This window comes from Streptomyces sp. NPDC001816 (assembly GCF_042892235.1).
Lineage (GTDB): Bacteria > Actinomycetota > Actinomycetes > Streptomycetales > Streptomycetaceae > Streptomyces.
This window is the reverse complement of record NZ_JBIATY010000005.1, coordinates 576713-596556: the sequence shown is the minus strand read 5'-3', so window position 1 is coordinate 596556 and position 19844 is coordinate 576713. Positions and strand designations below refer to the sequence as shown.

General features: G+C 73.4%; 16 protein-coding genes. 6 read left to right on the top strand and 10 right to left on the bottom strand.

Annotation, left to right across the window (positions count from 1 at the left end; genetic code table 11):
• The first annotated feature begins 6 nt into the window (after positions 1-6).
• Both ACFYZZ_RS21450 and ACFYZZ_RS21445 read left to right on the top strand, forming a co-directional pair.
• Complete coding sequence (locus tag ACFYZZ_RS21450; protein WP_389178130.1) at positions 7-1566, top strand: DUF6519 domain-containing protein; 1560 nt, start codon at positions 7-9, stop codon at positions 1564-1566.
• Positions 1566-2453 (top strand): peptidoglycan-binding protein, encoded by an 888-nt coding sequence (locus ACFYZZ_RS21445; protein WP_389178127.1) that lies wholly within the window; start codon positions 1566-1568, stop codon positions 2451-2453. The genes ACFYZZ_RS21450 and ACFYZZ_RS21445 overlap by 1 nt, the downstream gene beginning before the upstream one ends.
• 15 nt (positions 2454-2468) lie before the next feature.
• Here ACFYZZ_RS21445 and ACFYZZ_RS21440 read toward each other — a convergent pair whose 3' ends face one another.
• Positions 2469-2870 (bottom strand): DUF5997 family protein, encoded by a 402-nt coding sequence (locus ACFYZZ_RS21440; RefSeq protein WP_389178124.1) that lies wholly within the window; start codon positions 2868-2870, stop codon positions 2469-2471.
• A 58-nt stretch (positions 2871-2928) separates the two neighbouring features.
• Between ACFYZZ_RS21440 and ACFYZZ_RS21435 the strand changes: the two genes are divergently transcribed.
• Positions 2929-3717: a LysR family substrate-binding domain-containing protein gene (locus ACFYZZ_RS21435; RefSeq protein ID WP_389178121.1), complete on the top strand. Its 789-nt coding sequence runs from the start codon at positions 2929-2931 to the stop codon at positions 3715-3717.
• A 4-nt stretch (positions 3718-3721) separates the two neighbouring features.
• Here the strand turns inward: ACFYZZ_RS21435 and ACFYZZ_RS21430 are convergent, their stop codons facing one another.
• From ACFYZZ_RS21430 to ACFYZZ_RS21415, 4 genes are all read right to left on the bottom strand, one after another.
• Positions 3722-5194, bottom strand: a complete 1473-nt coding sequence (locus ACFYZZ_RS21430; protein WP_389178118.1) for an MFS transporter — start codon at positions 5192-5194, stop codon at positions 3722-3724.
• A gap of 100 nt (positions 5195-5294) precedes the next feature.
• Positions 5295-8126: a beta-L-arabinofuranosidase domain-containing protein gene (locus ACFYZZ_RS21425; protein WP_389178115.1), complete on the bottom strand. Its 2832-nt coding sequence runs from the start codon at positions 8124-8126 to the stop codon at positions 5295-5297.
• 113 nt (positions 8127-8239) lie between these two features.
• Positions 8240-8935, bottom strand: coding sequence for an HAD family hydrolase (locus ACFYZZ_RS21420; RefSeq protein WP_389178112.1), 696 nt, complete (start codon positions 8933-8935; stop codon positions 8240-8242).
• Between the two features lie 20 nt (positions 8936-8955).
• Positions 8956-9432, bottom strand: coding sequence for an Lrp/AsnC family transcriptional regulator (locus tag ACFYZZ_RS21415; RefSeq protein ID WP_179851790.1), 477 nt, complete (start codon positions 9430-9432; stop codon positions 8956-8958).
• Between the two features lie 232 nt (positions 9433-9664).
• On the opposite strand from ACFYZZ_RS21415, the gene ACFYZZ_RS21410 reads away from it, so the two are divergent.
• Positions 9665-11155 (top strand): FUSC family protein, encoded by a 1491-nt coding sequence (locus ACFYZZ_RS21410; RefSeq protein WP_389178109.1) that lies wholly within the window; start codon positions 9665-9667, stop codon positions 11153-11155.
• 534 nt (positions 11156-11689) lie between these two features.
• Positions 11690-12721, top strand: coding sequence for a lactonase family protein (locus tag ACFYZZ_RS21405; RefSeq protein ID WP_389178106.1), 1032 nt, complete (start codon positions 11690-11692; stop codon positions 12719-12721).
• A gap of 78 nt (positions 12722-12799) precedes the next feature.
• Here ACFYZZ_RS21405 and ACFYZZ_RS21400 read toward each other — a convergent pair whose 3' ends face one another.
• The 4 genes from ACFYZZ_RS21400 to ACFYZZ_RS21385 form a co-directional block, all read right to left on the bottom strand.
• Positions 12800-13723, bottom strand: coding sequence for a sirohydrochlorin chelatase (locus tag ACFYZZ_RS21400; RefSeq protein ID WP_386575077.1), 924 nt, complete (start codon positions 13721-13723; stop codon positions 12800-12802).
• Positions 13724-13865: 142 nt separating this feature from the next.
• Positions 13866-14840 carry an N-acetylglucosamine kinase gene (locus tag ACFYZZ_RS21395; RefSeq protein WP_389178103.1) on the bottom strand — a complete coding sequence of 325 codons (975 nt, stop codon included), beginning with the start codon at positions 14838-14840 and terminating at the stop codon, positions 13866-13868.
• Positions 14837-15514 carry a uracil-DNA glycosylase gene (locus ACFYZZ_RS21390; RefSeq protein ID WP_389178100.1) on the bottom strand — a complete coding sequence of 226 codons (678 nt, stop codon included), beginning with the start codon at positions 15512-15514 and terminating at the stop codon, positions 14837-14839. Before ACFYZZ_RS21390 ends, ACFYZZ_RS21395 begins: the two co-directional genes overlap by 4 nt.
• 159 nt (positions 15515-15673) lie before the next feature.
• Positions 15674-16759, bottom strand: coding sequence for a WD40/YVTN/BNR-like repeat-containing protein (locus ACFYZZ_RS21385; RefSeq protein ID WP_389178097.1), 1086 nt, complete (start codon positions 16757-16759; stop codon positions 15674-15676).
• 271 nt (positions 16760-17030) lie between these two features.
• On the opposite strand from ACFYZZ_RS21385, the gene ACFYZZ_RS21380 reads away from it, so the two are divergent.
• Positions 17031-17618, top strand: coding sequence for a hypothetical protein (locus tag ACFYZZ_RS21380; RefSeq protein ID WP_389178094.1), 588 nt, complete (start codon positions 17031-17033; stop codon positions 17616-17618).
• Positions 17619-17749: 131 nt separating this feature from the next.
• On the opposite strand, the gene ACFYZZ_RS21375 is transcribed toward ACFYZZ_RS21380, so the two are convergent.
• On the bottom strand, positions 17750-19726 hold the full coding sequence (locus ACFYZZ_RS21375) for a HEAT repeat domain-containing protein (RefSeq protein WP_389178091.1): 1977 nt from the start codon (positions 19724-19726) through the stop codon (positions 17750-17752).
• Between the last annotated feature and the right edge of the window lie 118 nt (positions 19727-19844).

The following is a 19844-nucleotide window of genomic DNA, read 5'->3' as shown; positions in this document are numbered from 1 at the left end:
CCCTTCATGCACGCTGATCTCTCCCGCTCCACCTTCCGCCCGGAGCGGCACTACTCCGCGGTCGTCGCCCAGCAGGGCCGCGTCCAGCTGGACGCCGACCTCAACGAGCAGGCCGCCATCCAGCTCCACCAGGCCCGCACGCTCGCCGCCGACCTGATCGGCCGGCACGGGGGACCCGGCGGACCCGGCCGGGTCACCGGCTTCCGCATCGAGTACGTGGGCGGCAAGCTCGACATCGACACCCTGCGCATCCACGGCGGCCGCTACTACGTCGACGGCATCCTGTGCGACGCAGACCGCCCGGCGCCCGGCATCCCCGTACCGGACGAGGACGACAAGGAGCAGCCGGCTCCCGAGACCGACGCCTTCTGGGACTACTGGAACCAGCCCGACGGCTTCCGCGACCCGGAGAACCCCGCCGACAAGCTGCCCTCGCCCGCCCAGTCGCCCTTCGTCGTCTACCTGAAGGTGTGGGAGCGGGCGGTCTGCGCGGCCGAGGACCCGGCGCTGCGCGAGGTCGCCCTCGGCGCCGCGCTGCCCGACACCGCCGTCCGCGCCAAGGTGGTCTGGCAGGTGCTGCCGCTGTCCCTGTCCGCACTGGACATCGAGGGGAGCGAACCGTCCGCGCAGGCCGTGCGTGACGCGTTCGAGAAGTGGGCGAAGGCCCAGGCGGAGCCCTCCGCCCGGCTCGCCGCCCGCAGCGAGCGGCCCGAGCACGCCGACGAGGACCCCTGCCTGGTCCGGCCCGACGCCCGCTACCGCGGCCCGGAGAACCAGCTGTACCGGGTGGAGATCCACGCGGGCGGCGAGGCGAAGGACGCCACCTTCAAGTGGTCACGGGAGAACGGCTCCGTGGTCTTCCCGGTGGACGAACTGGACGGCACCTGGGTGCAGTTGGCGACCCTCGGCCCCGACGACAAGCTCGACCTGGACGTCGGCGACCACGTCGAGTTCACCGACACGGCCTACGCCTCCCGCCTCGAACCCCGGCCCCTGCTGCGGGTCGAGGAACTGGACCTCCCCGGCCGCCGCGTCCGCCTCTCCGCCGAGCCGGACCCGCATGTCGGACGCCTCCCGCACCTGCACCCGTTCCTGCGCCGCTGGGACCACCAGGAGGGTCCGAAGCAGAAGGGCCGTACGACGGCGCTGAAGGGCGGTGCCGTCCCCGTCGTCGAGAGGCAGTGGCTGCCCCTGGAGGACGGTGTCGAGGTGTACTTCGCCAAGGGCGGCGGCTACCGCACCGGCGACCACTGGCTGATCCCCGCCCGCACCGCCACCGGCAGCGTCGAGTGGCCGGCCGACGCGGCGCGCCGCCCCCTGCTCCGGACCCCGGCCGGGATCGCCCGGCACTTCGCGCCGCTGGCCCTGGTGCAGGGCGAAGGCAGCACCGTCGACCTGCGGTTCGCCTTCGGCCCGCTCGGCACGGACATCCCCGCGGCCGACCGGGCGGCCCTGGACGCCGAGGCCCTGGCCGCGCGCGAGGAGCAGGCCGCCGAGGCCGACCCCTCCGGCGGCCGCTCGCAGACCACAGCGGCGGCCGAGGCCGCCGTGGAAGGAGACGACTGATGGCTGAGCCGATGACCGGGTCGAAGCTGCTGCAGGTGCTGCGCGCCGAGGGCCTGACCGTTCACGAGGTGCGCGACTGGCGCCACCACAACCGCAACACCAAGGGCCCCTGGGGCCCGGTGAACGGCGTGATGATCCACCACACCGTCACCTCGGGCACCGAGAACTCCGTGAACATCTGCTACAACGGCTACTCCGGCCTGCCCGGCCCGCTGTGCCACGGCGTGATCGACAAGCAGGGCCATGTCCACCTCGTCGGCAACGGCCGAGCCAACCACGCGGGCCTCGGCGACAGCGACGTGCTGCGCGCGGTGATCAACGAGACCAGGCTGCCGCACGACAACCAGGCCGACGTCGACGGCAACCGGCACTTCTACGGCTTCGAGTGCATCAACCTCGGTGACGGCAGGGACCCTTGGCCCGAGGCGCAGAAGGAGGCCATCGAGAAGGTCTCCGCCGCCATCTGCCGGCACCACGGCTGGTCCGAGCGCTCCGTCATCGGGCACAAGGAGTGGCAGCCGGGCAAGCAGGACCCGCGCGGCTTCACGATGGACGGGATGCGCAAGCGGATAGCCGACCGGCTGGCCGGAAAGGGCGGCGGCACGGACCCGGACCCCAAGCCCGCGCCCAAGCCGAAGTACGCGCCGTTCCCGGGCGGCGGCTTCTTCCACACCGGGCAGAAGTCGCCCGTCATCACGGCCATGGGCCGCCGGCTGGTCGCCGAGGGCTGTGGGCACTACGAGGAGGGGCCGAGCCCCGAGTGGACCGAGGCCGACCGCCGGTCCTACGCCGCCTGGCAGCACAAGCTCGGCTTCAAGGGCAAGGACGCGGACGGTATCCCCGGCAAGGCCAGCTGGGACCGGCTCAAGGTGCCGTCGGACGGCTGAGCCGGCCAAAGGGCGTCAGGGCCGCTCGGCGCCCTTCTCCTGCTTCTCCTTGTGCAGCTTCTTGATCCGCACCGTTTCCTTGCGGACCTCGGCCTGGGTGGCGCGCTCCTTCTCCAGCCACTCGGGCCGCTCGTCCTTGAGCGCCTCGATCTGCTCGGTGGTCAGCGCCTCGGTGATCCCGCCGCGGGCGAGCCCCGCGATGGACACGCCGAGCTTCGCGGCGACCACCGGGCGCGGGTGCGGGCCGTTCTCTCGCAGCACGCGCAGCCACTCCGGCGGATTGGCCTGCAGCTCGTTCAGCTCGGCGCGCGAGACCACACCCTCCTGGAACTCGGCGGGGGTGGCGGGGAGGTACACACCCAGCTTCTTCGCCGCGGTCGCGGGCTTCATCGTCTGGGTGCTCTGCTGCGAACTCATGAGGTCAAGGGTATCGGCCGCGTGCCGGACCGCCGACCACGGCCGGTAACCTGGCCTGGTGACAGGCTCGGAGGAAACACCGTCGTTCCGGCTCGCGTACGTTCCCGGAGCGACGCCCGCCAAGTGGGTGCGGATCTGGAACGAGCGCCGGCCCGACATCCCGCTCACCCTCGTCCAGGTGCCCAGCACCGAGGCGGCGGACGTGCTGCGGGCGGGCGACGCGGACGCGGGCCTCGTACGGCTGCCGGTCGACCGTACGTTCTTCAGCGCGATCCCCCTCTACACCGAGACCACGGTGGTCGTCGTCCCCAAGGACCACCTGATCACGGCGGCGGACGAGGTGACCCTGGCCGACCTCGCCGACGAGGTGCTCTTCCACCCCCTGGACGACGTCTTCGACTGGGACAGCCCGCCCGGCGAACCCGCCTTCGAGCGCCCCGCGACGACGGAGGACGCCATCGAGCTGGTGGCGGCGGGAGTGGGCCTCCTGATCGTCCCGCAGTCCCTGGCCCGCCTCCACCACCGCAGGGACGTCACCTACCGCCCGGTCGTCGACGCACCCCAGTCGAGCGTCGCCCTGTCCTGGCCGGAGGAGGCCACCACCGACCTGGTGGAGGACTTCATCGGCATCGTCCGCGGCCGGACCGTCAACAGCACGCGCGGCCGTACGACGGCGAAGGCCGAGGCGGATCAGAAGCGGAAGCGCCCGGAGCAGGGTGGCACCCGGCAGAAGCCGGCTGCCGCGAAGTCGACCGGCGGCAAGTCTGCGAGCCGCAGCGTACGGGGCCGCACGGGCTCCGGGGGAGCCAAGCCGGCCAAGCGCGGCAAGCCGCGCCGCAGGTCTTGACCCTTCAGGATCCGCTCCGGACCGGCTCCTCCGTCCCGCCGGCGGTCTCCGGCTCGGGATGCACATGCCGCTCCCGCAGGTCCGCCATCGCCAGCACCAGCGCGATCATGATCATCCCCACGGCGGTGAGCAGCCCGAGCTGAAGCGCCGTGACGGAGCGCCCGTGGTTGGCCAGGTGCGCGAAGTACACCGCGCCGACCACGGCGATCCCGGCGGCCGAGCCGACGCGCTGGCCCGTCTGCAGCACCCCGCCGGCCGCACCGGCACGGTGCACGGGGACGCGGGTCAGGGTGAGGGTGGTGTTCGGGGAGACCGCCAGGCCGGAGCTGATCCCGCCGATGAACAGCGGCAGCGCCGAGGCCCATCCCACGGCCTGCCCGGGCACCAGCTGCACCGCCACGACCACCCCGAGCAGCCCCGCCGCCACCCCGCTCAGACCGATGACGACGAGCTTGCGGCCGTGGCGCACCACCAGCCGCCCGCCGATGGCGGCGCCGACCGCTGAGGCGACCGCGAAGGGCAGGACCGTGAGCCCCGCCGTCAGCGCGCTGTATCCGACCGTGTCCTGCAGGTACAGCGTGTAGACGAAGAAGACCGTGGTGAAGCCCGCGAAGTAGATCAGGCTGATCAGCGCGCCGAGTGTGAAGGACCGCAGGGAGAACAGGTTCAGGTCGAGCAGGGGCGCCCGCCCGCGCCGTCCCTCGCGCCGCTCCCACGCCCAGAACGCTGCCAGCAGCAGCGCGGCCACCGGCATCAGCGCCCACTTCAGCCGCCCGGTCCACTGCTGCTCCTGCACCAGGGGCAGCATGAGCGCGAGCACGCCCGAGCCGAGGAGCAGCACCCCGAACAGATCGAACTCCTCCCGCTTGTCCGACAGGGCGGGGTACCGGGGCAGCAGCCGCAGTCCCGCGGCGAACGCGGCGACCCCGATCGGCAGGTTGACGAAGAACACCCAGCGCCAGCCGTCGTCGGTGCCGACCGCGTTGATCAGCAGACCGCCCGCCAGCGGGCCCACGGCCGTCGAGACCCCGATGACACTGCCGAGCCGACCGAAGGCCTTGCCCCGCTCGGCGCCCTGGAACATCTGCTGGATCAGCCCCGAGGTCTGCGGTGCGACCATGCCCGCCGCCGTGCCCTGGATCAGCCGGAACAGCACCAGCCAGGAGGCACTGGGCGCGAGCCCGCAGGCAGCCGAGGCCAGCGTGAACACGGCGAGCCCGAACAGGAAGGCCTGGCGCCGCCCGCGCATGTCGCCCAGCCGGCCCGCAGGCACGAGCGCGAGCCCGAAGGTGAGGGCGTACCCGGACACCACCCAGGACTGGGCGGCCTCCGAGGCGCCGAGCCCGTGCTCCATCGAGGGCAGCGCCACGTTCACGATCGAGGTGTCGAGCAGCGAGATGAAGCCCGCCGTCAGACAGACCCCGAGCGCCTTCCACCGCCGGTCGTCGGGGGCGGGGCGGGCCTGGTCTGTGGTCATGGGGTCACGCTAAGCAGCCACCCCGCCCAACGCACGGAAGGAGCACTTCCGCGCGCGTCGGGGGCGTCACGCCGTCACGCTGTCGCGCGGGTCGGAGCCGTCAGGGCGTGTACGACGCCTTCCGCGCCGTACGGACGACCGCCTCCCCCTCCTCCTGCCCGAGCAGCCCCGCCGCCACCCACTCCGCCACGACGTCCTGTACGCGCGTGACCAGCGCGCCCTTGTTCCGGAAGGGCGCCCCCGCCCAGATCTCGTCCAGCAGGGTGGTCCCGTCGGACCGGGCGGGGTTCGCCATGCCGGCGTCGAGGCCGCCGAGGACCACACGGGGTTCGGACCGCCGGAAGTACGCGTGGGTCGGGTCCTCGGTCCCTTCGAGGAACGGGGCGAACTCGATGCCGTCCTGGGTGTAGTGCAGCGGAGAACCGGAGACGGGAGTCAGGGAGGGCAGCAGGTCGCCGGAGAGCGCCGCGTTCCGGTACAGGCCCAGCTTCAGGTACTCCGTCGCGGAGCTGCGGGCCACCAGGTTGACCGGGCCGTAGAACAGGGCCTGCAAGGACGGGTCGTCCAGGGCCTTCTCCACCCGCAGCCGGAACGGCATGTCCACCCGTACCGTGTCGCCGGGCCGCCAGGTCCGCGAGACGGTGAAGTAGCTGCCGGGCGTCGGAGTGCCCTCCACCGCACGCCCGTTGACCGTCACCCGGAACCCGGCGGTCGCCCACCCGGGCACCCGCAGCCGCAGCGCGAACGAGGCACGGCCGCTGCCGCCGACGGTGAGGGTGCTGCCCTGCTCGTGCGGGTAGCCGGTGGTCTGGGTGACCGTGACGCCCTTCTCGGCCCAGGTCAGGGTGGACGGGCTGTACAGGTTGACGTACAGGACGCTGCCGTCGGCCGCCGCGAAGTACACCGAGTCCTGGTACTTGGTGGCGCTCTCCATGCCGGTGCCCTCGCAGCAGGTCGTGCCCTGCTTCGGCGTGTAGTCCCGGACATGACCCGGCGTCAGCCCGATGAAGTACGTGACGAGCGGCTTCTCCGCGTCGGTCTTGTCCTGCTTGCTGCCGAGCACCTGGTTGTACAACGCCCGCTCGTAGTAGTCCATGTAGGCCGGATCCTGCTCGTGGAAGAACAGCGACCGGCTCAGCTTCAGCAGGTTGTACGCGCAGCACGTCTCCGCCGTCGTCGCGCCGATCGTCCCCGCGACGACGTCCCGCGCCTTCCAGAACTCGCCGGTGCTGGTGCCGCCGATGCCGTACATGCGATGGGGCACGACCATCCGCCAGAAGTTCTTCGCGGCGGTGAGGTAACGCTGCTCGCCCGTCGCGTCGTACAGCCGGACCAGACCCGTGAAGATCGGTATGTGCTGGTTGGCGTGGAGCCCGTCGAGGACGTCGGTGTCCGCCGCGCACGCGTCGATCAGCCGGTCCAGGTCGAACAGGCGGGCCAGCGCGAGGTGTTCGGCCCTGCCGGTGCGCTCGTGCAGGTCGCAGATCGCCTCGACGATCCCGCCGTACTCGCCGCTGGAGAAGATCCCCCACATGCGCTGCAGGGTGGCCGCGGGCAGCCGGGACAGCCGGGAGTACATCCAGTCGCCCAGGCCCGAGGCGAGGTCCAGTGCCTGTTCGTCGTCGGTGGCCAGGTGGGCGTCCAGCAGGCCCCGGAGGATCTTGTGCGCGGTGTAGTACGGCGCCCACACCTTCGTGTAGTCGCTGCCGGTCATCGACTCGAGCAGGATGAACTGCGTCTCCGGGTAGGCCGCGAGGAAGCCGGGATGGCTGGGGCCGCCCCAGGTGCGGCGCAGGGTGGCGGCCAGGCCGCGTCCGGAGGAGTCCGCGAAGTGCGCGCCGGAGGTCTCGTCGAAGCGGTAGGACACCAGGTCGCCCGGCCCGGCGGAGGTCTCGGCCGCGCGTGCGCCCTGGAGTTCGCCGATCTCGGCGGCGCTGAGCGCACGCGACCATATCGCGAACTCCTCGACCGCGCCCGCGAACACGGGGTCGGCAATGTAGTGCGAGCGGCCCAGCCAGTGGTCGGTGAGGTCGCCCAGAGCCGCCGGGGTGAGCGTCATGGCGGTGTTCCTGGCGACGGCCGTGCCGTTGACGTAGAGCGTGCCGGTGCCGGCGCCGAGGGTCACGGCCAGATGACTCCACTCGTTCAGCGGCAGCGGAGCGGTCCCGTTCAGGCCCTGCTCGCCGCCGGGGCCCGAGGTGGTGACGGCGAACCGGGGCACGCCGGAGGCGTTGCGGACGGCGAGATACAGGTACCGGGTGGTGTCGTCGCCGAAGTCGAGGACGCGGGCCCAGTTCGCGTCGTGGGTGGGTTTCACCCAGGCGGACAGGGTGACCGCGGTGGCGTTCCCGAGCACCCCGGAGGGCAGGTCGACGTACCGGTAGGAGCCGCGCACCTGCTCGACGGCCGAGCCGAAGCGGCCCTGACCGGTCAGTACGGCGGGATCGTGGCGCAGTGCGTCCCGTACCTCGGTGAGTGCGCCGATCATGGTGCGGATCTTCTGTGCGAACACCTCCTCGCCCGTGCTCGCGTACGCCTGCGCCAGCATGGTGAGGAAGTGCCCGGTGTAGTGCCCGCGCAGATTGCCGTTGGCTTCGCCGTCCAGCCCCTCCCAGCCGCCGGGCGCGATCGCACCACCCGTGGACAGGCCCGCGTTCGCGCGGAAGACCTGGAGCAGCCGGTTCACGTCGTACCCGCGGGCGTGGTCGAGCATCAGGGCGCGTTTGTCGGCGAACAGACCGCGGCCGAGCGTCACCTCACCCAGCCCGAACGGCCGTACTTTCCAGGCGGGTTGGGCGGCGGCGGTCGCCGCACCGGCGGGGGCGGCGGTCAGACCGGCCGCCGTACCGGCGGGTGCCACGGTCAGACCGGTCGCCGCGGCCGTGAGTGCGGTCGCCTGGAGGAGAGTGCGTCGCGAGAGGGGCGGGGTCATGTGCTCCTCGTTTCCCCATGTCGTCCGTGATTTCGAACGGCGTTCGACAAGTCGCCCAGAAGATAGGGAAGGGGCGGAGGGGCGTCAACGGTACTGACGAGTAAGGGAGTTGCTCAGTCGGAGGTGACCGGATCCGTCAGCCAGGTGTATGCCGACTGTGCCGTGAACTCCGTCTGGCCGCCCCGCAGCAGCAGCGCGGCCGTGGCGAACTCGGGAGCCTCGGCCTGGGCGGCCACGTACGGGACGGCGATGCAGCGCATCCCGGCCGCGTGCGCTGCGGCCGCACCCGGTGCCGCGTCCTCCAGGACCACGCAGTCGGCCGGGTCCGTCCCGAGCCGCCGGGCCGCCTCCAGGAAGACGTCGGGGGCGGGCTTGCCGTGGGCCACCTCGTCGGCCGAGACCACGATGCGCAGGAAGGCGTCGAGACCGGTCCCCGCGAGGACGGCCTCGATGGCCTTGGGGGAGGAGCCGGAGGCCACCGCCATCGGAACGGCCTCGGCCGCCAGCAGCTCCACGAACTTCCGCATCTCGGGGTAGGCGTGCGTGCCGGCCCGGGCCAGCTGCAGATAGCGCCGGTTCGTCGCGTGGAACAGCTCGTCCACCGTGGCGCGCAGGCCGTAGCGCTCCCGCAGGATCGCGACCGTCTCCAGGGTGCTGATCCCGACGTAGCTCTCGTGCTCCGCCCAGGTGAAGCCGGGGACGCCGTGCTCGGCCAGGGTCTGTCGGCTCGCCTCGTAGTAGTTCGGCTCGCTGTCCACCAGCGTTCCGTCGAGATCGAAGATGACCGAAAGCGCGCCGAGCTTGCCCATGCGGTCCAGCATGCCAAGCGTCAGGCGCGGGCCGCTCGCCCGACCGACTCCACCAGCGGCAGCAGCCGGTACGGCACGCGCTCGCGCAGGGCCACCTCGGTGCGGGTGCGCACCACGCCCGGCAGGCTGATCAGCTTCTGGATCACGTCCTCCAGGTGGGCGTTGTCCCGCCCCACCACCCGGGCCAGCAGATCCCCGCCGCCCGTGATCGAGAACGCCTCGACGATCTCCGGCACGGCGGCCAGCGCGTCCCCGACGTCGTCCAGATGCCCCTGCGTGACCTCGATGTGCACGAACGCCAGCACCGGGTGGCCGAGGGCGGCCGGAGAGAGCGAGGGGCCCGTGCCGGTGATCACGCCGTCCCGTTCCATGCGGTCCAGGCGGGCCTGGAGCGTGCCGCGGGCGACGCCGAGGATGCGGGCGTACTCGCGCACGCTGGTGCGCGGCTGCTCCAGCAGCAGCCGCAGGATGCGGGTGTCGAGTGCGTCCACGGTCATGATCTACGACTGTACCAATGGCTCAGCGGGCTGCAGCCCCGGTGTGCCGCCCGACCTGGTCCGTTGGTATTCAGCCGGACGATCGTGCGCGCACGGCGCTGGACCAATGGCTCAGTGACTCAGCCGACACTTGAGCCATCGACCTCTGTGATGCTCTCATGGACACGTCGATGGCGCTGCGGATCCCCGCGGCGCCTTTTGTATGCCAGGTGTTTCCCGAGGGAGGGCGTCAGTGCTGAAGAGGGTGTTCGTGGCTCCGGACCCGGGGCGGACGCGGTTGCGTTTCGCCGTGCGGGCCGTCCTCGGCATCGGGCTGGCCGTCGTGGTGTGCGGGCTGGCCGGGCACTCGCTCGTCGGCGCGGTCACCGGTGGTCTCGCCGCGCTGCTCGCCCTGTTCACCGTCACCGACGCCACCGTGCGCGGGCAGGCCGTCACCACCGCGCTGCTGCCCGTCGTCGGCGTGCCCGTGCTCGCCGCCGCGGCCGAACTGCACGATCACCCGGTGGCGCGGGACCTGACCTTCCTCACCATCGTCGGAGCCGGCGTGTACGCCCGCCGCTGGGGCCCCCGCGGGCACAGTCTCGGCGTGTTCGCCTTCATGACCTTCTTCGTGGCCCAGTTCCTGCACGCCACGCCCGGACAACTGCCCGAGCTGTACGCGGCCGTCCTGCTGTCCGTGCTCAGCGCGGCCGCGGTGCGCTTCGGCCTGTGGTGCTACGAGCGCCGGCTGCCCCCGGCCGTCGTGCCCGCGCCGCCCGCCGGGTCCGGGCTGGCCCGCGTGACCACCCGGCAGGCGGTCCAGGCGGTCGCCGGAGCCGGGTTCGCTCTGGTCGTGGGGCAGCTGGTGTCAGGGCAGCGCTGGTACTGGGCCGTGGGCGCCACCTGGTGGGTCTTCGTCAACACCGCCTCGCGCGGCGAGACGCTCGTACGCGGCTTCCGGCGGGTCCTCGGCACGGTCATCGGCATCGGCCTGGGCTTCCTCGTCGCCGTACCCGTGGACGGCGCGCCGGTCCCGACGGCCGTCCTCGTCGCGGTCGCCGTCTTCGGCATCTTCTACACGGCCGCCGTCTCGTACACCTGGATGATGCTCTGGGTGACCCTGCTCGCCGAGCTGCTCTACGGCCTGCTCGGCGTCCTCGGCCCCGGTCTGCTCGCGCTGCGTCTCGCCGAGACCGGCGTCGGCGCCCTCGGCGCGGTGCTGGCCGTGCTGTTCGTGCTGCCGGTCACCACCCACGCCACCACCGACGCCTGGATCCAGCGCGCCCTGCGCTGCGTCCACGCCTGCACCGCGGAGGCCGCCGCGCGTCTCGCGGGCTCGGCCACGGCCGACCCGGCGCCGCGCGTGGCCGAGCTGGAGCAGCTGCTCGGCCGGGTCCGGCTCTCGGTCGCGCCGCTGGTGCACCCGCTGAACCCGATGCTCGGCCGCAAGCGGCGCGCCCGCCGGGTCCTCGCCCTCCTCGACGACTGCGCCCGGGAGATCCGCGGCCTGGTCGCCGTCGCCGCCGACCCCGAGGCCTCCCACGACGCCCGCCTGGCCACCGCCTGCTGGCGCGTGGAGGCCGCGGTCGGGGCACTCACCACCGGCGGCACCGACCGCGTCCACCACCCCGCCGACGCCCCGGCCGAGCCGGCCCTGGCCCACCTGCACAGCCTGGAACGCGCCCTGGCCGACCTGGCCGAGCCCCTGCGGGCTCCGTCGGGATCGCCGCTGGTGGGGGCCTGAGGGGCGGGGTCGGCGGAGCGGCTCTGGGGCGGGCTCGCGGCTGGTCCGGGGTCGTGGTCGGGGGATTCGCCGCCAGCGGCTCCGGTCGCGTCCATCGCTCCGGCCGAGTCGGCCCTGGCCGACCTGCACGGCTTGGAATGCGCCTTGGCGGACCTGGCCGATCCTTTGCGGGTTCCGTCGGGATCGCTGTTGGTGGGGTTCTGAGGGGCGGGGTCGGCGGAGCGGCTCTGGGGCGGCCTTATGGCTGGTCTGGGGTCGCGGTCGGGGGATTCACGGTCGGTGGCTCCGAGGGCGTCCACCGGGCCTCCGAGGCGCCGGTCGAGCCTGCTCTGGCACGCACCGGTCGGCCGGGGCTCCTGTCGAGCCAGCCCTGGCCCACCTGCACAGCCTGGATCGGCCTATGCAGGCTCCGTCGGGATCGCCGCTGGTCAGGGCCCAGGTGGCGTCGGAACACTCCCTCGTCACCCATTTGGTCTAGACCTGAGCTGATCGACTGCTACCGTCGGCACTGGCTCGGACCGAGAGGGGACAGCGGTGGCAGAGGGCGGCAGGCGGTACAGGGCGTTCATCGGGTCGTTCACGGCTGCGGGCGGGCCCGGGCTGGTCACCGCGGACGTGCGCCCGGGCAGCGGGGCGCTGACCGTCACCGGCCGTCTCGGTGCCGTGCCCGACCCCTCTTACCTGGCCCTGTCGCCGGACGGGACCATGCTCTACGCGGTCAGCGAGACCGCCGACGGCGCTGTCGCCGCGTTCCGCGTCGGCCGTGACAAGCCGGAGCCCGCGGGGCCGCCCGTGCCGGTCGACGGCAGCGGACCCACGCACCTCAGCCTGTACGCCGGGCACGTCCTGACCGCCAACTACGGCTCCGGCAGCGTCACAGCCGTACCGGTGCGCTCGGACGGCAGCCTGGTCCCCGCGCCCTCGGGAGTGCTCCAGCACACCGGCTCCGGCCCGCACGACCGGCGGCAGCGCGGCCCGCACGCCCACCAGGTGCAGCCGGACCCCAGCGGTCGGTGGGCGGTCAGTGTCGACCTCGGCACGGACTCGGTCCGGGTGTGCACCCTGGACGACGGCATCCCGGCCCTGCACCGCGAGATCGCGCTGCGCCCCGGATCGGGCCCCCGACACCTGGCCTTCCATCCGGACGGCGAGCACGCCTACGTGGTCAACGAACTCACGCCCACCGTCACGGTCTGCCTCTGGGACGCCGACGCAGGCTCCCTGAAGCCGCTCACCGAGGTCCCGGTCCTGCCGGGCGCCCCGGCCGGCGACGCCTACGCCTCGGGCATCGTGGTCTCGCCCGACGGCCGCTTCGTGTGGACCGCGACCCGCGGCGAGGACGTCCTGTCCGTGCTCGCCGTCCAGGGGGACGGACTCCGCCTGATCGGCACGGTGCCCTGCGGCGGACACTGGCCGCGCGCGCTGGCCGAGCACGACGGCTTCCTCTACGCGGCCAACGAACGATCAGGAGACGTGACCTGGTTCGCCGTCGACGAGCGGACCGGGCTGCCCCGCTACGACGGCTCCGTCGAGGTCGCCGCGGCCTCCTGCATCGTCTTCGGCTGAGTGGCCGAGCGGCAACGCGCAGGGCCCGCTCCGGATCACCGGAGCGGGCCCTGTGTCGTACGGGTGCCGTGTCCTGCGTCAGCGGACCGGCGTGCCCTGCGGCTGCTGCGGCGCGATGCCCAGCGCGGTCGTGTACTTGGCGAGCGCGAGCTTGCCGATCGCCGGGTAGGCGCCGAGCGCCTCGGCCGTGGCACAGCCCGCCTCCTCGGCGGCCGCGGCCAGCAGCGCCGGGTCGATCTCCGGGCCGATCAGGTACGGCGCCAGGGCCAGCTGCTGCGAACCCGAGGAACGCAGCTGCTCGGCGACGGAGGTGATCGAACCCTCCTGGTCCAGGGCCGCGGCCATCACTGGCACGGCCAGGCGCGCGGCGAGCAGCATGCCGGTGATCCCGGCCGCCTGCACGGCCTCGTCGCCGCCCACGGAGGCCAGGATGATGCCGTCGGCGGCGGTGGCCACGGTGAACAGCCGGGCACGGTCGGCGCGGGCCAGACCGGCCTCGGACAGGCGCACGTGCAGCGCCTCGGCGAGCAGCGGGTGCGGGCCGAGGACATCGGTCAGGTCGGCGGCGACCCGGCTGTCCATCACGGCCTGGCGGACCTGGCGCAGCAGCGCGCTGTCCGGACCGGCCAGCAGCGGCACGACGACCGCGACGGGGCTGTCCGGCTCCTTGACGTCGAGGCCGGCGGCGACGGCCTGCTCGTAGCGGGCGGCGCGCTCCTCGGCGGCGTGCGCCAGCACGGCCCGCAGACTCGGGAACTCGGTGTCGTCCCCGTCCAGGTACCCGATCCGGGCATTCAGGCCGGGCAGCTCGGAGCGGGCGATGCTCACGACCTCCTCGGCGAGGCTGCGCGCGGCGGCGCTGGGCGCGCCGGGCACCGCGAGGACGAGCGCGGGCGCGTCCTCGGGAGCCACCAGCGGTTCCGGTCGGCGGTGCCGTCCGGGCTGGCGGGGTCGCGGCATTCGTACTGGCAGGCCGGACGCGGGCCCAGTGGGGGAGCTCATGGCGCCGCATGTTACTGGCTTCTTGGGCTCCCTTGTTCGGGGAGGGTGCAGGTGAGCGGTTTACGTCCGGTTTTGTCTGATGAGTTACGTACCCTTGGCACGTGTTCCGGGCACTTGCCGGACAGATGTACCGCGAGGGGGGTCAATACCCTTTTGTGGGGACCACGTAGAGCATGGACGGTTCACCTGGCAGTGTGAGCCGCCCGGCCGCCAGCTCGTTCGCGATCCGTACGCAGCCGTGCAGCGGGTCGCCCTCGGCCGGCACCTGCCGGGCGTGCGGCAGCCTCCCGGCCAACTCCTCCCGCAGGGGTACGAGGAGCGGGTCGCCCATCTTGAGCAGGCCGCCGGTGAACGCCACTTCGGGCGCACCGGAGGCCGGGCACACCGCGGCCGCGGACTCGGCGATGTTCCGGGCCGCCGCACGCAGGATGCCGGCGGCCACCGGGTCGTGCGGGGCGCAGGCGGCCACTTGGAGTGCGAAGGCGGCCAGCAGCGCGGGCCGGTCGGTACGGGGGTAGAGCAGGCCGGGCAGTCCCCGCACCGGACCGAACTGTTCCTCGGCGCACGCCAGCAGCGGCGCGGAGCCGCCGTCCCGGCCGTCGTGGGCGCGCAGCGCCGCCTCCAGCCCGGCCCGCCCGATCCACGCCCCGCCGCCGCAGTCGCCCAGCAGATGGCCCCAGCCGTCCGCCCGCCGCCAACCGGTCAGATCGGTGCCGACCGCGATCAGACCGGTGCCTGCGGCGACCACGGCACCCGGCCGCGGCCCGAGGGCGCCCACGTAGGCCGTCACGGCGTCGGCGGCCAGCGCCACGTTCCGTACGCCCAGCTCCCGGGCGAGCGCGCCCGGCAGTTCGGCGCGCAGGGCGTCACCCAGGGAGGAGAACCCGGCGGCGCCGACGACCGCCGTGTCCAGTTCGCCCACCCCGGCCTCCGCCGCCAACGCGCGGGCGAGGGGGACGAGTTGCGCCATCAGGTGGGCGGGGTCGATCCCCCGCGCACCGGTACGGACCGGCTCTCCCGACGCTCGCCGGGCCGACGGCGCCTGCCCCGGAATGCCGACGGCGACCCGGAGACCGGAGCCCCCGGAGTCCACCGCCAGGTAACCGGGGACGGTCACGGCAGACGCCAGTCCACCGGCTGTCCGCCCTGCTGGATCAGCAGGTCGTTGGCCCGGCTGAACGGACGCGACCCGAAGAAGCCGCGGTCGGCCGACATGGGCGAGGGATGCGCGGACTCCACGGCCGGCAGACTGCCCAGCAGCGGACGCAGGTTCCGGGCGTCACGTCCCCACAGGACGGACACCAGCGGCTTGCCGCGCCCGGCCAGGGCCCGGATCGCCTGCTCGGTGACCTCCTCCCAGCCCTTGCCGCGGTGGGCGGCCGGGCTGCGCGGTGCCGTGGTGAGCGCCCTGTTGAGCAGCAGCACGCCCTGCTGCGTCCAGGGGGTGAGGTCGCCGTTGGACGGCTGGGGCAGCCCCAGGTCGGCGTTCAGCTCGCGGAAGATGTTGATCAGGCTCGGCGGCAGCGGACGCACTTCGGGCGCGACCGAGAACGAGAGGCCGACCGCGTGCCCCGGGGTCGGGTACGGGTCCTGACCGACGATCAGGACACGTACGTCGTCGAAGGGCTGCTGGAAGGCGCGCAGGACGTTCGGTCCGGCCGGGAGGTAAGTGCGTCCCGCGGCGATCTCCGCGCGCAGGAAGTCGCCCATCGCGGCGATCCGTCCGGCCACGGGTTCGAGGGCCTTCGCCCAGCCCGGTTCGACGATTTCATGCAAAGGTCGTGGTGCCACGGGCGTCACCCTACTGCCGTACACCGGTCGGCGATCAAGCTGCGACCGGAGGCCGACCGAGGATGATCGGACCGTCGGCTCGAATGACCGTTTCTGCCCTCACCTCCTTTCCCGTGTGCCTCGGCGGCTCCCTTGCGCCTCGGGGGCGGGCCGGTCGCGTCAGTCGATCACCGCGGCCCGCACGCACAGCACGTCCGGCAGATGGGAGGCGAGCTGCTGCCAGCTGTCGCCGTCGTCGGCCGAGGCGTACACCTCGCCGTTGCGGTTGCCGAAGTAGACCCCGGCCGGGTCCGCGTCGTCCGTCCGCAGCGCGTCGCGCAGCACGGTGCCGTAGTGGTCCTCCGCCGGCAGCCCGTGCGACAGCGGCTCCCAGCTCTTGCCCGCGTCGGCCGTGCGGAAGACCCGGCAGCGGTGGTCGGCGGGCACCCGGTCGGCGTCGGCGTTGATCGGGAAGACGTACGCGGTGTCGCCGCGGTGCGGGTGGGCGGCCACCGCGAACCCGAACGTCGACGGCAGGCCCGCGCCGATGTCGGTCCACTGCGCGCCCGCGTCGTCGCTGCGGTACACGCCCCAGTGGTTCTGCAGGTACAGCCGGTCCGGGTCGCGCGCATCCTTGGCGATCTTGTGGACGCACTGGCCGAACTCCGGGTTCGGATCCGGCAGGAACACCGCGGAGACACCGGAGTTGGAGGGCGCCCAGCTCGCCCCGCCGTCCGTGGTGCGGAACACCCCGGCCGTGGAGACGGCCACGGTCACGGCCCGCGGGTCGCGCACGTCGGTGAGCACCGTGTGCAGGCCCTCACCACCGCCGCCGGGCACCCACTGGGAGCGGGTCGGGTGCTCCCACAGGGGACGCACCAGCTCGAAGCTCTCCCCGCGGTCCTCGGAGCGGTACAGCGCGGCCGGTTCCGTGCCCGCGTACACCACGTCCGGCTCGGCGGTGGCCGGGTGCAGCTGCCAGACCCGCTCCAGCGAAGCCCCGGTGTCCTTGGGGAACTTGACGGCCGGCTGGGCCGGCTCGGTCCAGGTGCGGCCCAGGTCGTCGGAGTGGAACACCGACGGGCCCCAGTGCGCGCTGTCGCCGCCCGCGAGCAGCCGCGGGGTGTCGCCGCGGGTGTCGATGGCCACCGAGTAGACGGCCTGGGCGTTGAAGTAGGGGCTGTCGTCGAACTCCCAGGCGCCGCCGCGCCGCCGCCCGATGAAGAGGCCTTTGCGGGTGCCCACAGCGAGCAGGACCTCGGTCATGCCGATCACCTCCGGGACATCCTTGTCCTGGTAGTCGTCAGATACCGGCCAGTCTGCACCCCACCACTGACAGTCGGCCCCGGGCGTGGCGTCCGCGCAGGTCACGGCGGTGCTGTCGGCCTGTCGCGGAGATCGGCAAGGTGCGTTGTCGCATGCGCCTGCGCGAGGGGGGTGTCTCGTGCGACCGTCGAGGTGACGGCTCGTCGTGAGCAACGGGGCGGCCCTGCCCGTATGGGAGGTCGGCCCGGCCTGTCGGTGCGCTCGTGAGGAGATGCCTTTGAAGGCGTTGCGTGGTCCCAAGGTGTGGCTGTGGCGCTGGCGGCGCAATCCGCTCCGGCGCCGGGCCGACGTGGTGGAGGCCTGGGTGGTGCTCGCCGCCTGGCTGCTGACCGTCCTGGCCGGGGTGCCGGCCGGGCTCGCGGCGGCCCGTTCGGTGGAGCACGGACTGGCCCGGGAGCGCGCCGCCTGGCATCCCACCGTCGCCCACGTCGTCGCCCAGGCACCCGGCAGCGCCACCGCCGCGGGCACCGGCGGAGAGCGGGTCTGGGCCGAGGTCCGCTGGACCGCCGCCGACGGCTCGGCCCACACCGGCCAGGCCCGGGTCGCGCCGGGCAGCAAGACCGGATCCCCGGTCACCGTGTGGACCGACCCGCAGGGACACCTGGTCACCCGCCCCACCACCGCCTCCGAGGCTGCCTTCCGGGCCACCTTGATAGGCGGCCTGGTCGGCGTGAGCACCGCGGCCGTCCCCTTCGTCGGCGGCCGCGTCCTGCGCGGTCGCCTGGAGCGCCGCCGCATGGACCGCTGGGACGCGGAGTGGGCCCGACTGGGTCCGCAGTGGGGTCGGATGAAATGGTGATGGCCCTCCGCGTCCGTGGCGGGCACTACGTCCGTGACGGCTCTGCGTCCGTGGCGGGCACTACGTCCGTGACGGCTCTGCGTCCGTGACAGGCTCTGCGTCCACGACGGGCCGTGCGCTCCGGCGCGCGGCTACAGCCCCGCCAGCACCTCCCCGCAGGTCCTGAGCAACGCCTCGTCCTTGGCGATGTCCTGGCTGCCGTACCCGCCCTCGCCGGCCGTGTGGCGCCGGGGGCCGGTCAGTTCGGCGGTCACCAGGTCCCGCAGCGGTGCGGCCGCCGGGCCCATGGCCGCGAGGCACTGGGCGATCGGGCCGCGCGTATAGGGGTTCTGCGACCATGCGGCCCGGAACACCGGCAGCACGGGTTCCGGGTCCCGGCCGATGTGCCACAGCGCGCACGCGGCTGCCGTCCGCTGCCACACCTGCCCCGAGCGGGCCGTCCGGCGCAGTTCCGGCAGGGCCGCGCGGGCGGCCGGACCCAGCCTGGCCAGCTGCCGGGCGGCCAGCCGGCGGCTCCCCGGCTCGCCCTGCGTCAACTCCCGCAGAAGGACGGGCAGTACGGCGGGGACCGGATCCCCTGCCGACCACAGGGCGCCCGCAGCGGCGGCCGCGTGCCGGGTGTGCAGCAGGCCCCGGAGGACGGGTGCCGCCTGTGCGGCGGCCCCGAGGGCGTCCAGCGTCTCGATGGCCGGTCCGAGGAGTCTCTCCCGTGCCCCGAGGCCGTCCGATGCCCCGGTCAGGAGTCGCAGCACCTCAGGCACCGCATGCCGGTCGCCCACGGCTCTGATCGCGGCCAGGAGAGGAGCGGCCAGTGTGTCGGCGGCCGGAGACTCCAGGGGGACACGGGCCAGATGGTGCCGCAGCGCGGGGGCGAGGAGAGCCGCGGCCGGGCCCAGATGCGCGATCTCGTGCCCCAGGCCGCCGGGCACGACCGGGCCGGCCAGCACCTGGGCCAGAACCGGGACCGCCCGTGGATCGCCGGTCCGGGCCAGGGCCTTGAGCGGGCCGCCGAGGGCGGGCGAGCCGCGCTCCCAGCGGTGCGTCCACAGGTCGGGCCGGGCTGCCACCAGGGCGTACAGGTCGTCCGCGGCGGGCGCGGCCAGGCCGTACAGCTCCACCAGGACCGAGACCGCCGCGTCCTGCAACCGGTCCTGCTCCGTGTCCAGCTGGGCACCGATCAGGGCCACGGGCCCGGCACAGTCGGCCCGCCAGCCGCGGAACAGCGCCGCCGACATGCACACGGCATTGCACCGGTCCATCGGGTCCGGGCTGGTCAACTGCCCGGTGAGCAGGGCGATCCGGTCAGCGGTGCGGTCGCCGAGCGCGGTGTGCAGGGTGCGCAGCAGCTGGGCGCCCTCCTCGTCCGAGGGTCGCAGCCGCCGTATCCGGCCCACGAGGGTGTCGTTCCCGGACGGCTCCGGAACCCGGGCGCGGCGCGCGGACCTGTCCCGCAGCAGCTCGACGGCCGTCGGCACCAGGTCGGCCGGGAGCAGCTCCGGGGCCCCCAGGGCGAGCTGGCCGAGCGCGGCGAGCCGCAGCCCGGGCTCGTAGGGCGGGGCGCTCTGCGTGGCCAACAGGTCCACCGCGGAAGTGGAGTGCGCCGGATGCCGCCGTACGAACAGGCCGAGGGCCTCGGTGAGCGCTAGCAGGACCCTGCCGTCCCGCTCGACCGGGATCCGCTGCCGCAACAGGTCCAGGACGCGCTCCGGGCCGTCCAGGAACCGTACGACGGCTCCGGCCGCCGCTCGGCGCACTCCCGGGTCCGGATCCCCGAGGAGAGGCACGAACACCTCGGAGCCCGCACGCACGGCCTCACGCGCGTGTGCGTCCCCGCTCTCCGCCCCGATGCTGACCAGCAGTTCGACGATGCAGCCCCGGTCCGGCACCGCCTCGCGGGCCGCGAGCGAGCACAGGAAGGGAACGCAGGCCAGCGTCGAGTCGTACACGTTCCCCTGGTGGTGCACCGTGCCGTACATGCCGTCGAGCGCGGTCTGTCGCTCGGCGGCGTCCGCGGAGGCCAGTGCCCGTAACCATCCGGGCACGTCCTCCGCGCTGCCGTACGCATGGTGCAGCGAGGCCCAGTCGACCTCGTCGATCCCCGTGAACACGTTGTCCTCCCCAGGCCGGTACCACCTGATCGCGAGTCTGCACCACGGCACTGACAACGAAGCGAAGTCACGCGCTGACTGTGTGCGATCCGTCGGCTGTCACCGGCCACGGGGCGGG